The following is a 14,505-nucleotide window of genomic DNA, read 5'->3' as shown; positions in this document are numbered from 1 at the left end:
AAAGGTTATACATAATGGAAGAATATATATCCCAAAACAATAGCAACTTAGAATCTTCTTTACAAACTAATTTTGAAACTGGTTTAACAACTAGCGAAGTGATAATACGACAAAAACAATATGGTAAAAATGAATTACCAAAAGGAAAAATAACGCCTTGATATATTATTTTTGGAAAAGCTTTAGTTGAACCAATTCAATTAATTTTAATTGCCGCCGCCGTTATTTCGGTGATTGCTCCAATGATTGGCAATAACTGACACTTAAAAGGTGAATTTTTTGTTGATTTTACTGTTATTGGAGCAATTGTGCTCCTTGATGCTATTTTAGAAACAATTCAAACCGTAAAAGCCCGTAAATCAATGGCAGCTTTAAAATCATTTTCTAAACCCAAAGCAGTTATAATTCGAAATGATCTCCAACAAGAAATTCCAGCCCATGAATTAACAATTGGTGATATTGTTATTTTAGAAGCAGGAAAATATGTTCCTGCTGAATTACGAATTATTGAACAATCAGATGTTTTTATTGATGAATCAATTTTAACAGGCGAAAGTGTCCCCGTTCATAAAACGGCCGAAGTGATTGAACCAACAACAATTTTAGCCGAAATGAAAAATATTGCTTTTATGTCGACTTTTACAACAGCTGGACGGCTAATTGGGGTTGTAATTAAGATTGGACAACAAACTGAAATTGGAAAAATTGCCACTACGATTAATGAAACAGAAGAAAGCTCAACAAATTTAGAGAAGAAATTAACAAAATTTTCATATTGAATTGCGGGATTAAGTTTTGTTATTGCAATTATTATTTTTATCGCTTTATATTTTAGTGGCAATAAAAGTGGGTGAACAAATTATTTAATGGTAGCAATTACTTTAGCAATTGGAGTTATTCCGGAATCATTAGCTGCCGTTGTTTCAATTACGTTGTCTTTTTCAACAAAACGGATGGCAAAGCAAAATGTTATTGTTAAAAAATTAGCAAGTATGGAAACACTTGGCAGTGTTAATGTAATTTGTACGGATAAAACCGGAACTTTAACTGAAAATAAAATGACGGTTAAAAAAATAATTATGAATAATAATGTTATCAATGCAGAATTATACCAAATAACTAACCATGATCAACACCAAGATTTATTTTTAAAAGCTTTAGTTTTATGTAATGATAGTGTCACCGAAGCAAAAGAACGAATTGGGGATCCAACTGAATTAGCGCTAGTTGATTATGCAGAATTATTTGCCTATGATGAACAAGATTCGCGGGATAAATGAGAACGAATTGATGAAGTTCCCTTTGATTCAGAACGAAAATTAATGTCAACATTAAACCTTGTTGATAATGTCAGTACAACTTTTACAAAAGGGGCCTTAGATAGTTTATTACAGCATTGTGATCGTATTATGTTGGCAAATGAAATTTTAACATTAACAGCTGATCACAAAACAGCTTTATTAAAATTAGCGGATGATTTATCGCAACAAGCACTACGGGTATTAGCTTTTGCTTATAATACCACCAATTTTGATGAGGAACAAGATCCAGAAGCGTTAGAAACGAATTTAATTTTTTTAGGAGCGGTCGGAATGATTGATCCGGTCCGGCAATCTGCCATTGAAGCAGTTAAAAAAGCCCACGCGGCAGGGATTAAAGTTGTAATGATTACTGGTGATCATGCGACAACTGCTTTGGCTATTGCGAAAGAATTAAATTTAGCTTATTCAGAATATGAAGTCATTTCTTCTGAACAATTAAATGCGATGAATGATAATCAGTTAATTCGTATTATTGATAAAATTAAGGTTTTTGCACGAGTTAATCCGGAACATAAGGTTCGGATTGTAAATATGCTGCAGCAAAAACAATATTTAGTTTCCATGACTGGTGATGGGGTTAATGATGCGCCAAGTTTAGTAAAAGCTGACATTGGGGTAGCAATGGGAATTACCGGAACGGATGTTGCTAAACAAGCAGCTGATGTTATTTTAACCGACGATAATTTTGAAACAATTATTAAAGGTGTTAATGAAGGACGAAATGTTTATCAAAAAATTCGCCGGGCAATTACCTTTGTAATTGGGGTTAATTTAGCTAATGTTTTATCAATTTTTATTTTATCCTTGCTTAATCATGTTTCGCCAGTTGAAGCAACTGATATTTTATGAATGAATTTAGTAATTGAATCAATTTTGGCAATTTGTATTGGAATGGGAGACAATGATGATACTTTAATGCGAATTAAACCAATTCAAGGTAAAAATCCTCTCTTTCGAAATATTTGAGGACCAATTTTCCGAATTACAATTTTAACAAGTAGTGTTTTGTATTGGAGCTTATTACTTTGGGATGAGTTTTTGTCCCAGCTGAGGCCTATCAAAGTTATGGTTATCAAACAGTTTTTTATTTTTTACGAAGTCGGGACCCAATGATTAGTGTTGAAATGAAATTAGAAATTTCAGATTTTGGACGGACAGGAATGTTTATTGCTTTAACATGTGCCCCAAGTATGTTTGTTAATACTGTTACCTTATCAAATTGAAAAATAAAACAACATTTTAAACCAATTATTAACCGTCCTTTAATTTTTGCCGCAATTGGAGCCGTCCTTTTAAATATCATTATGTTATTTATTCCGTGAATTAATAATAAAGTATTAAACCTTAACGATTTAGAAGTTTATACTAAAAGTAATTGATATTTTGTGCCATCTTGTTTAGCAATGGCAATGATTCCAGTCACATTAATTGTCTTAACGGATATCCTTTATTTTTGATGACATCATCGTTATAAAAATGATAAAAACAAAAACAATCTTTAATTTTGTCGAAAACTCTTGATATTTATAGAATATATCTAATTTTAGGTATATTTTTAATATATAGAGGTAAATAATTGATGGAAAAAATAATTACAGAATTAAAAAACAGTTTTACAGATGATCAATTTTAGAATTTGCTGAAAAAATAAAAAAAGAAGCAGAAGTAATCAAAAAACAAAAACGTTTAAATGAAATTGATTAAAAATTTAGAGATAAAGGCATTATATGTCCTGATTGTAAATCTTATCATTGTGTTAAAAATGGTCATAATCCCGAAGGAAAACAAAAATATTTATGTAAAAAATGTCGTGCTAGTTTTGATGCTTTTCGTCATCATTTTACTTATTGAAGTCATTTAAATTATGAACAGTGAAATTTTATTAATTCAAATTTCATTATTAGGACAATCTAGTAAAATAATTTCCCGTTTTATTAAAACAACACCAAAAACTGCTTGATATAATCGTCAAAAATTAATGCAATCAAAACAATTAGAAAATACTCAATTAAAATTTAAAAAATTAAATGGTCAAATCCAAATTGATGAAACTTTTATTAAAGAAATCCATAAAGGTAATTTTAAAGATAAATTTGATAAACGAAAAACTCATCTTGATCCATTTTCAACTAATACCAAATGCTGTATTCAAATGGTAGTTGATAGCAATAATAATATTTTTGTTCAATCCACCAATACCAAACGATTACAAAAACAATGAATTATTGAAAATATGAATAAGCAATTAATTAAAGAAAAATCAATAATTATTTCTGACATGCAACCATTATATTTATTAGTAGCAAAACAAACAAATTCTACTCTATATTCTACCAAAACTAGTACAAACCCTGATAATAGTTATCGAAAGTTAAATAAGATTAGTAAATTACAATCGAGTCTTAAAGAAGCCTTAATTCATTATCATGGTTTGGGTTTCACTAATATTCAAAATTATTTAAATCTATGAAAATGAAAATACCAACATAAAGGTTTAACACCAAAACAACAATCAACGGTATTATATTTTAATGTTTAAAAAATTTAAAGCAAAATCATGATCTTAAACAAAATTATTTTTCAAATTGTCATATTGATGATTTTTTTATTTCATCAAGAGTTTTCGACAAAATTAAAGAAAACAATTAATTTTAAAATTAAGAATATTTGTTATAATGATGATATATAAATCAGATGCCCTTCCGTAGGGCATTTTTTATTTGTTAGATAATGTTCATCAAAAAATACTTGGAGCTGATTTTTATAATGAAAAAGAATTGAATGCTACTAAATTTAGATTTAATCTATCAGAACAGGACTAAAAGAATTGAAGGAGGAAATCAATAGTGAGCAAATTATTGACAACAATACCACAACAAGATGATTTTTATATGCCAATTGAATCGCTGTCCCACCGGAGCACGTGAATGTTATGACCACGGATGAAAGATAATTGACATCAGAATTGTAAACCAGCCCGACATACATTTGCTAAAATTGCTAATACAATTTGTAAATATGAACCAGTTAAAATGGGGGTAAATAAAGAAGATTTGCCTGAAGCCCGAGCAATGCTTGATGAAAAAGTTGAATTAGTAGAAATTAACTACTTTGATAGTTGGATTCGAGATATGGCTCCTTTTTATGTTATTAATAAAGCCGGTCAATGTCGAGCCGTTAATTTTCAATTTAATGGTTGAGGAATGAAAAACATGCCAATAATGAATCAGCCTGATTTTAAATGAGATTATAAAGTTGTGTAGAATAAAGGATGAAGTAGGACAAAAAAACAACTCTTATTAAAGGGTTGTTTTTTTGTCCTACTTCATCCTTTATTCTACATATCTACGTTTTTAATCGTAAAGTCTTCCGCTGTTGTTGTTAAAATTGTACTTGTTGTCAAAACTGCACTTGTTGCTAAAATTATAATTTTTTTCATTAAAATGTTGCCTTTCATTATAAAACCCAACCACCCCACCAAAATTACTATATTTTCTTGTGCCAATCAGCAATTGTTAATTTTAGTAATAAGGTTATTATAAATATAAAACAAATATTTTTAAGTATATTTAATCTTTAATTTTGTCGAAAACTCTTGATATTTATAGAATATATCTAATTTTAGGTATATTTTTAATATATAGAGGTAAATAATTGATGGAAAAAATAATTACAGAATTAAAAAACAGTTTTACAGATGATCAATTTTTAGAATTTGCTGAAAAAATAAAAAAAGAAGCAGAAGTAATCAAAAAACAAAAACGTTTAAATGAAATTGATCAAAAATTTAGAGATAAAGGCATTATATGTCCTGATTGTAAATCTTATCATTGTGTTAAAAATGGTCATAATCCCGAAGGAAAACAAAAATATTTATGTAAAAAATGTCGTGCTAGTTTTGATGCTTTTCGTCATCATTTTACTTATTGAAGTCATTTAAATTATGAACAGTGAAATTTATTAATTCAAATTTCATTATTAGGACAATCTAGTAAAATAATTTCCCGTTTTATTAAAACAACACCAAAAACTGCTTGATATAATCGTCAAAAATTAATGCAATCAAAACAATTAGAAAATACTCAATTAAAATTTAAAAAATTAAATGGTCAAATCCAAATTGATGAAACTTTTATTAAAGAAATCCATAAAGGTAATTTTAAAGATAAATTTGATAAACGAAAAACTCATCTTGATCCATTTTCAACTAATACCAAATGCTGTATTCAAATGGTAGTTGATAGCAATAATAATATTTTTGTTCAATCCACCAATACCAAACGATTACAAAAACAATGAATTATTGAAAATATGAATAAGCAATTAATTAAAGAAAAATCAATAATTATTTCTGACATGCAACCATTATATTTATTAGTAGCAAAACAAACAAATTCTACTCTATATTCTACCAAAACTAGTACAAACCCTGATACTAGTTATCGAAAGTTAAATAAGATTAGTAAATTACAATCGAGTCTTAAAGAAGCCTTAATTCATTATCATGGTTTGGGTTTCACTAATATTCAAAATTATTTAAATCTATGAAAATGAAAATACCAACATAAAGGTTTAACACCAAAACAACAATCAACGGTATTATATTTTAACGTTTAAAAAATTTAAAGCAAAATCATGATCTTAAACAAAATTATTTTTCAAATTGTCATATTGATGATTTTTTTATTTCATCAAGAGTTTTCGACAAAATTAAAGTATTTAATTTATTATAGCATCTTTTTCAAAGAAATAAATAATACTGGAAATTAAATAAATGATAAGATAACTTTCAATTATAAAAGTTGTTAAAAAATATTTTAAAAAAGAAAGAAGAAGGACTAACGAAAAACAGCAGCAATAAAGATTAATAAGGGTGGGGAAAACAATATATTGATTTAACACATTACCTGATAAATATGAAAAAATAGAATGTATTACATTTCTAAATAAATTATTTATATTCTTTAATTTTGTCGAAAACTCTTGATGAAATAAAAAAATCATCAATATGACAATTTGAAAAATAATTTTGTTTAAGATCATGATTTTGCTTTAAATTTTTTAAACATTAAAATATAATACCGTTGATTGTTGTTTTGGTGTTAAACCTTTATGTTGGTATTTTCATTTTCATAGATTTAAATAATTTTGAATATTAGTGAAACCCAAACCATGATAATGAATTAAGGCTTCTTTAAGACTGGATTGTAATTTACTAATCTTATTTAACTTTCGATAACTAGTATCAGGGTTTGTACTAGTTTTGGTAGAATATAGAGTAGAATTTGTTTGTTTTGCTACTAATAAATATAATGGTTGCATGTCAGAAATAATTATTGATTTTTCTTTAATTAATTGCTTATTCATATTTTCAATAATTCATTGTTTTTGTAATCGTTTGGTATTGGTGGATTGAACAAAAATATTATTATTGCTATCAACTACCATTTGAATACAGCATTTGGTATTAGTTGAAAATGGATCAAGATGAGTTTTTCGTTTATCAAATTTATCTTTAAAATTACCTTTATGGATTTCTTTAATAAAAGTTTCATCAATTTGGATTTGACCATTTAATTTTTTAAATTTTAATTGAGTATTTTCTAATTGTTTTGATTGCATTAATTTTTGACGATTATATCAAGCAGTTTTTGGTGTTGTTTTAATAAAACGGGAAATTATTTTACTAGATTGTCCTAATAATGAAATTTGAATTAATAAATTTCACTGTTCATAATTTAAATGACTTCAATAAGTAAAATGATGACGAAAAGCATCAAAACTAGCACGACATTTTTTACATAAATATTTTTGTTTTCCTTCGGGATTATGACCATTTTTAACACAATGATAAGATTTACAATCAGGACATATAATGCCTTTATCTCTAAATTTTTGATCAATTTCATTTAAACGTTTTTGTTTTTTGATTACTTCTGCTTCTTTTTTTATTTTTTCAGCAAATTCTAAAAATTGATCATCTGTAAAACTGTTTTTTAATTCTGTAATTATTTTTTCCATCAATTATTTACCTCTATATATTAAAAATATACCTAAAATTAGATATATTCTATAAATATCAAGAGTTTTCGACAAAATTAAAGTTTATATTAGCTAATTTTATTGTGATATCAATTATAATTATCTTTATCTTTAAAAAACTGTATAATGTAATAATAATTAATTATTGTTATAATTAGTTAAATAGAAGATTTGAGGTAAAGTTATGAAAATTGCAATTTTAACAGATTCATCATATGGAACTGGAAAAACATATGATAACTTATATAAAATTTCATTACCAATTATTTTGCCAGATTTAAAAATTATTGAAGATGATAAAAATTTCACTGATAAAAAATTCTTGGAAATAATTAATAAGAATTTTTTAAAAACAAGCCAAACTCCATTTGAAAAAATAATTGAAACACTTAAGAATTTACTTACTAAATATGATCAAGTCATAATTTGTGGGCTTGCAAAAAATTTATCTGGGCAATATAATCAGTATTTATTAGCAACAAAGTATTTAGAACTAAGTGACCGTATTTTTGTAATTGATTCAAATGGTGTTAGCATTATTTTGGAACGGCAAGTAATGCTGATTCAAAAATTAATTAAAGAAAATAAAGAAGGTAAAGAAATCCAACAGATATTAAATAATAAAAATCAAGATTATGATTGTTATATTTTGTCAAAATCATGAGATAATCTTATTCGTTCAGGGCGAATAACAAAATTAAAAGGTTTTTTTGCTAAAACTTTAAAATTTAATTTTGTTATAAAAGTGCAAAATGAAAAACTTGTTTTTGATAGTAAACATCGTAGTTTATTGGCAGCCTTAAAATATATTTTAACTAATTTAAAGGTTCATCAGGTCAAAGAAATTGATGTAGCATATGGTTTCATTGAGGAAAATATTTTAAAAAAAATGAAAAAAATAATCAGTGAATATGATTTTAAAATTAATTTATATAGTAAATTGCCCAAAATAATTATGTGCAATACTGGCGTAAAAACTTTAGCTTTTGGTGTTTGAAAGAATGAACTTTAAGATAAATTATTAAATTTATTTCCTTATTTCTTTTCGTGTTTAATTATTTTTTTGACTCTTAAAATATGACCTTTTTTCCCTAGGAAGGGGATAAATGTACTTGTTTTTTTAACATAATGATTATAATTTGAGTTATTTTTTAATTTTTGGTAACTATTGATTTCCAACAATGGCACTCCGGAAACAAAATTAATTAATAGCAGAATATATATTGGTGATAATAATCATAATAAATTTAATAAAATTAAAGAATTATTTTCATAATTTTTTAGAATTAGATTAAATAAAAATCCAATTGTTAAAAACATTCAAAATACTATTTCCCCAAAATAATTTGGATGTCTTGAAATTTTTCATAGTCCAGTATTAATAAATTTACTATCAGCAGGTATATTTTGGTAATAAGAATATTTTTGAATATCACTAATTGTTTCTATAACTAGACCAAATAAAGAAATCGCAAAAAATAATAATGTATAATAATTTCTACTGTCAAAATATTTACTATTGATAAATAAAGCAAAACTAGCTGGTAAAATAATTAAGAAAACTGAAATTGCTTGCAAAATTCAAAATCCTAAAAATTTAAAAAAGGAATTCCGAATTTTATCAAAGCGATGATCTACCTTAACTTTTAATATTCTAATCAATAAGTATGTTCCTAAACGGATACTTCACATTAGAACTAAGACATAAATAATAATTTGAATTAATGAAACATTTTGTTTTCAAATTAAAATAATTGTAGCTATTAAAATAAATGTTAAAGCATAAGTAATATCAGTAAATGCATCACTTTTTAGAAAAAATGCTACTATAAAAAAAATCAAATTTAAAAATAAACTAATTAAAAAAATATATAGTATAAAAATATAATTAATATCTATCATTTTATTTCCTCCTAAATTAACATTGAACCACTATATTAGTAGTGTGATTAAAAGTATTAACATAATTATAAACTAAAAAAAGAAAAATAATTTCTATAATAGTATTTTATTTTTTGTGACAGATTATCGTTCTAAAAAATATTGATTATGATAAATCACGGGGGATATTTAAATATAAAAAAAGTTTAAAAAGGAAATTATCTTATTTAAAAGATTATCAAAATACAGGAGGAAAAAATGAAAAAATTACTAAATTTATTATGCACAATTAGTTTGATTGTAACAGGGGCGAGTGGAATTGTTGCGAATAGCTCATATAAAAATGTTCAGGAAAATGAAAAAACTCATATTCACTTCACTGATGCTCATTGAGCAAGACAACAAGAAGATGGATTTAATTTTTTGCCAACAATTATGTTGGGTTTCCAAAAAGAATATTCTAAGCAAATAGAAACAGATATTTGATCTGAATTTAAATATCTAAATATTTATGAAGGAGATTATTTCAAAAATAATTTACATTTAGTTGAATCCAATGTTAATCAGTTTGTATCACAAAAATGACGATCCAGTTTTATCAAGTCCAGCAATAAATTCAGATGGAAAAACTATTACAATGTATGAAAATCCAGTTAATACGAGCTGAATTAATTTAAATGATTTTAGAATAACGCTTAATAATGTCTCTGTTTATGATTTTCAAACATCGGAAAATAATCGAATCATAACAATTAAATTAGGTACTAAAGTTAATTATAATGATTCGCTACTTCTTCAATATTCAAATCAAGGAACAATGGTAATAGACACATCGAAATTACCATATACACCACCGATTTGAATAGGAATTAACAAGTATACATTTTATTGATTTTGGGCATATTTATATTTGGATCATAATGTTCTAAAAAAAGTGGATCATTATATGAAATATTTAAATAATCCAGATTTCTTAGCGGCTCTTATTGCGCTATTTCGTTCAATTACTTGCTTTGGACCAATTGTAATACCTTTAGCATTGTTAATTGTTGCATCAATTATGGCCTGAAGATCAGAAGATCCCGTCGGTTATGATCATGGTTCAGGAGTCATTTTAAAATTTATTGGTCCTGGATTATTTCCCTCACTTTTAGTTCATATATCATCTCAATAATAAAATTACAACTTTAGGGAATGGTTTAAGATAAGATAATACTCTTAAAAAAGATTAATATTAATTAATCTTTTTTTATTTAAGGATAAAAGTTAAAAATATGGTATAAATTTGCAGAAAATTTTCAAAAGGATGGTCTATTTTCAAAAGTAGAAAAAGAAATTGTAAAGTTTTAAGAAAAAAATAAAATGAAATTATGCATATTTTTAAAATATGTTATGTTGATTTAAATCATCCTATCAATTGTCAAATGAAATAATTATTTTAAAAAAAGTTGCTAATGAAAATTAAAAACACGTTGACATTGAACTGGTGTTTAACGTACTGATTACAATTATTGAACAATTGTTGCTAAACTAATGTAAAAAATGAGAATTAGCAAGGAGTGATAAAAATGAGTAATTTTTTATCTTTAAGTACTGGGGATTATATCTTAAATTTTTTTAAAGAATTTATTGGAACTCCGGCAATATTGATTGGACTATTTGCTTTAATTGGCTGTTTGTTACAACGTAAAAAATTTAGTTAAACAATTGGGGCAACAATTAAAACAACAATTGGCTTTTTAATTATTGGTGGGGGAGCTGGTATTTTAGCGGGAGCAGTTGGAAAATTAGGAAATGCTTTTAACTTATTATTTGGTATTAATGGGATTATTGCCAATAATGATGTTATGCCTGGATTATTTTTAAATGTTCTACCAAAAATTGTTTTAGCAGGTTCATTAATTATGATTTGTGCAATGCTTTTAAATATCGTCTTGGCCCGAATTACCTCATATAAATATATCTATTTAACAGGTCATGTCTTATTTTATCTTTCCGTAATGTTTGCCAGTGTTTTATATGTGGCAGGCTTAAATTCAGAAGCAGATTTGCCAATCATTGTGTTGACTGGCGCATTGTTGGTATCATTATGAATGATTATTTCACCAGCGTTTTTAAATAAACATGTTATAAAAATTACAAAATCCGATACATTAGCAGTTGGCCACACTGGGGCGTTATCATACTTATTTTCGGCATGGGTTGGAATGTTTATTGCTAAACTAGTAAAAAAACCAATTAAATCAACAGAAGAAATCAAATTTCCGAAAGGATTAAGCTTTTTACGTAATACTAATATTGCCATTGCAATTACAATGTTCTTTTTATATTTGATTATTTACTTTACAGCGTGAGGAGTGAAAGGTTATGATGCATTAGTAACCGCCAATATTATTAGTAATAATCAAGATGTCTTTGTACAAGGATTATTACAAGCCTTTACTTTTGCGGCGGGGGTTGAAGTCTTACTGATTGGAGTTCGAATGTTTATTGCGGAAATTGTTCCTTCATTTAAAGGAATTTCGGAAAAATTAGTTCCTAATGCAAAAGCAGCATTGGACTGTCCAACAGTGTTTCCGTACGCGCCAAATGCCGTTTTAATCGGTTTTATGGCATCATTTGTTGGCGGAATTATTGGAATGGCAATTACAATTGGAATTGTTCATAGTATTGGACTACAAAATAATAGTCTTGTTGGTTGAGAAATTGTAATTCCAAGCATTGTTCCCCATTTCTTTGTAGGGGCAACGGCAGGGGTATTTGGTAATGCGCATGGTGGGATTTTAGGAGCTATTTTTGGACCATTTATTAATGGAATCCTGATGAGTTTTATTCCATTCCTATTTTTTGGATTAAATTATATGCCATCATTATCAAATATTGACGGTAATTTAAATGTTTTAACATGGGGAGATAGTGACTTCTTACTGGGATTGCCAATTGCCTTCTTAGGAAATCTGGTTGGTCGTAATATTGCCGTATGATTGCTCCCTGTACTTGCCACTCTCTTATGACTATTATTTCCAATTATTAATTTAGTTATGTTTTGACAGAAAAAACAAAAAATAAGTCCTGCTCTTAACACTGTAGCTGTTGATACTTTAACAGCACCTCTACTTAATGAAAAATCAATTAATTTAACAGAACGAAATAAATTAGTAGCCGTTTGTGGGCAAGAATTAGGCTCATCGCTATTAATTGAAATAAATATTAAAAATCTTATTAAAGAATTAAACCTCAATCAAATTGAAGTTATTCATACTAATGTTAATGCTTTTGATCCAAATGATCAGCAAATTCTTGCCATTATTTGTGGATCGGATTTAGCAAATACTATTCCGTATGATCATAAAATTATTTTAGATAATTTATTAGATGAAACAGAATTGAAAACAAAATTAATTACTTTCTTAAATGATTATAAAAAATAATTTGGGTATAAGAGTTAGATAACATTAGTAAAAATATAGTTAAACAAAAAGAATTGGAATAAAATTTATTTAAAATAAAATTTTATTCCTTTTATTTTGCGGATATTTAGTTATTAGATATTAGCATTAATATCTAATTTAGGAAAAAATAAATTTTGAATTTTGTTGTGAATAGACAATATCATTTTTTCCATCAAATTATTTCCAAATTGTCTATTATTTAACACATAAATTGATAAAAATCAGAATATTTTTAATTAGATATAAATTACATTACAATTAATTTAATCAATATAGCAATATCTTCTTATGAGTCAATGATTCATAAAAGAATAGAGGGAGAAGATAAAAGGAATGGAAACAATAAAACAAGAAGCACTTACTAAAAAACAAAAATTTGTTAATTTTTTTACGCATGGTTTAAATAAAAAGACAATTGGTATTATTACCATTTTAGCTTTAGCTGATTTATTTGTTTTTAGTGGTGTCTTATATTTAAGGTATATTATGCCTAATTTCCATAATTATTTACAATTGTCACAATCCGAATTTGATATTGCAATTTCTGTCTATGGCTTTACAGCCTTGATTTCCAGAATTCCTGGGGGATATCTTGCTGATAAATTTAATGCCAAAATTATGTTTGTCATCGCTTTAATAATGACAGGAACAGTTGGAATATGATGAACAACCTTAACAAAATTAAATATGGATAAAACAATGCGATTAACGCAATTGTATATTATTTATTTTTTATGAGGAATTTCGATTGCTGGATTATTTTGAAATCCATTATGAAAATTAGTTTCACAAAATGTTCCAAAAGAAAAACAGGGGGCCGCTTATGGACTACAAGGCAGTATTCTAGGTTTATTTGGGGTTATTGTTGTTGCTGGGGCAGCAACTGGTGTGACACAAGTTACAAAAAATTTAACAGATAGTAATTCGGATTTGAAAACTTTACCGTTTTTGATTTTTGCTTATTGTATTTGTGGAATGGTCCTGTTAATGGCAATATTATCATTATTGTTTATTCCTAATAAAAAACGAGTTGAAAAAGAAACCATCAAATTTAGTAAACATTTTTTAAATTTATTACGTCCCTTTAAATTTTTAAGAGTTTGACTTTGTGGGATATTTGTATTTGGGATGTATATGTTTCAATCAGTATTTTCATATTATATGAAAGATGCTTTAACCGTAATAGGGGTTAATGTTACGATTGTTGCGGTCTTAGGGGGTATTAGATCCTATGGTCTCCGGTTTTTAGTAGCTAATCCAATTGGACGGTTATCAGATCAATGAAAATCTTATGTTTTAGGATTAGTTTTCATTTTATTAGTTGGAATGCTGGCTTGTTTATTATTTACCTTAATTCCGGGATGAGGAGCGGCATGATTTAATAATCAATCGCAAACAATTAAAGTTTTATTTCATATTATCATGTGTGTTTTATTTATTGTGATTGGTTGTATTGGCTGAGCATTATTAACCTTACGATTTGTTCAAATTGGAGAATTACCAATGGAAAAAAATAGTTATGCTAATACATTAGCTGTAATTTCATTTTTAGCATTTACGCCCGATGCATGATTTAATTATGTTGCGGGGGCGATTGGAAAATCATTTACTGATCAAGAGACAAAAGGTTATAATCTAGAAGGAATTCAAATCTTATTAATGATTGCAATTGGCTGTGTGTTAATTGGCTTAATTTGTGGAATCATTGTATACTGCTTAAATAAAAAAGAAATAAAAAAACTTAATAAAACTTCATTTCGATGACGTGAATTAGGAAATGTTTAACAAACCTTAATTAAATCTTAATG

General features: G+C 26.6%; 12 protein-coding genes and 1 pseudogene. 11 read left to right on the top strand and 2 right to left on the bottom strand.

The features are described 5' to 3' along the window. The first annotated feature begins 14 nt into the window (after positions 1-14). The 6 genes from ACQH24_RS04110 (at position 15) to ACQH24_RS04085 (ending at position 5,939) form a co-directional block, all read left to right on the top strand. On the top strand, positions 15-2,456 hold the full coding sequence (locus tag ACQH24_RS04110; RefSeq protein ID WP_425379375.1) for a cation-translocating P-type ATPase: 2,442 nt from the start codon (positions 15-17) through the stop codon (positions 2,454-2,456). Further along, positions 2,432-2,824, top strand: coding sequence for a hypothetical protein (locus tag ACQH24_RS04105; protein ID WP_425379374.1), 393 nt, complete (start codon positions 2,432-2,434; stop codon positions 2,822-2,824). Before ACQH24_RS04110 ends, ACQH24_RS04105 begins: the two co-directional genes overlap by 25 nt. 220 nt (positions 2,825-3,044) lie before the next feature. Next, positions 3,045-3,236, top strand: a complete 192-nt coding sequence (locus ACQH24_RS04100; protein WP_425380691.1) for an IS1/IS1595 family N-terminal zinc-binding domain-containing protein — start codon at positions 3,045-3,047, stop codon at positions 3,234-3,236. After that, positions 3,187-3,861 (top strand): transposase, encoded by a 675-nt coding sequence (locus tag ACQH24_RS04095; protein ID WP_425379373.1) that lies wholly within the window; start codon positions 3,187-3,189, stop codon positions 3,859-3,861. The genes ACQH24_RS04100 and ACQH24_RS04095 overlap by 50 nt, the downstream gene beginning before the upstream one ends. A gap of 307 nt (positions 3,862-4,168) precedes the next feature. Next, positions 4,169-4,585: an agmatine deiminase family protein gene (locus ACQH24_RS04090; RefSeq protein ID WP_425379372.1), complete on the top strand. Its 417-nt coding sequence runs from the start codon at positions 4,169-4,171 to the stop codon at positions 4,583-4,585. Between the two features lie 394 nt (positions 4,586-4,979). Then, positions 4,980-5,939, top strand: a complete 960-nt coding sequence (locus tag ACQH24_RS04085) for a transposase (RefSeq protein WP_425379371.1) — start codon at positions 4,980-4,982, stop codon at positions 5,937-5,939. 444 nt (positions 5,940-6,383) lie between these two features. Here ACQH24_RS04085 and ACQH24_RS04080 read toward each other — a convergent pair whose 3' ends face one another. Further along, a complete protein-coding gene (locus ACQH24_RS04080) occupies positions 6,384-7,343 on the bottom strand; it encodes a transposase (RefSeq protein WP_425379371.1) in 960 nt (319 codons plus the stop codon). Between the two features lie 205 nt (positions 7,344-7,548). Here ACQH24_RS04080 and ACQH24_RS04075 point away from each other — a divergent pair, with 205 nt between their 5' ends. Continuing rightward, positions 7,549-8,376: a DegV family protein gene (locus tag ACQH24_RS04075; RefSeq protein ID WP_425379370.1), complete on the top strand. Its 828-nt coding sequence runs from the start codon at positions 7,549-7,551 to the stop codon at positions 8,374-8,376. A 23-nt stretch (positions 8,377-8,399) separates the two neighbouring features. Here ACQH24_RS04075 and ACQH24_RS04070 read toward each other — a convergent pair whose 3' ends face one another. Further along, complete coding sequence (locus ACQH24_RS04070; protein ID WP_425379369.1) at positions 8,400-9,266, bottom strand: DUF1295 domain-containing protein; 867 nt, start codon at positions 9,264-9,266, stop codon at positions 8,400-8,402. Positions 9,267-9,503: 237 nt separating this feature from the next. On the opposite strand from ACQH24_RS04070, the gene ACQH24_RS04065 reads away from it, so the two are divergent. The 4 genes and pseudogenes from ACQH24_RS04065 to ACQH24_RS04050 all read left to right on the top strand — a co-directional run bounded on the left by ACQH24_RS04065 (position 9,504) and on the right by ACQH24_RS04050 (position 14,482). Beyond that, positions 9,504-9,902, top strand: a complete 399-nt coding sequence (locus ACQH24_RS04065; RefSeq protein WP_425379368.1) for a hypothetical protein — start codon at positions 9,504-9,506, stop codon at positions 9,900-9,902. Next, a complete protein-coding gene (locus tag ACQH24_RS04060; RefSeq protein ID WP_425379367.1) occupies positions 9,883-10,419 on the top strand; it encodes a hypothetical protein in 537 nt (178 codons plus the stop codon). The genes ACQH24_RS04065 and ACQH24_RS04060 overlap by 20 nt, the downstream gene beginning before the upstream one ends. Positions 10,420-10,813: 394 nt before the next feature. Next, a pseudogene (locus ACQH24_RS04055) lies at positions 10,814-12,676 on the top strand (PTS sugar transporter subunit IIC). Positions 12,677-13,030: 354 nt separating this feature from the next. Further along, positions 13,031-14,482 carry an MFS transporter gene (locus tag ACQH24_RS04050; protein WP_425379366.1) on the top strand — a complete coding sequence of 484 codons (1,452 nt, stop codon included), beginning with the start codon at positions 13,031-13,033 and terminating at the stop codon, positions 14,480-14,482. Positions 14,483-14,505 lie beyond the last annotated feature (23 nt).

The sequence above is a fragment of the Spiroplasma endosymbiont of Stenodema calcarata genome, from assembly GCF_964031205.1.
In the GTDB taxonomy this organism is placed as follows: Bacteria; Bacillota_I; Bacilli_A; order Mycoplasmatales; family Mycoplasmataceae; genus Spiroplasma.
This window is presented reverse-complemented; position numbering and strand designations above follow the sequence as displayed.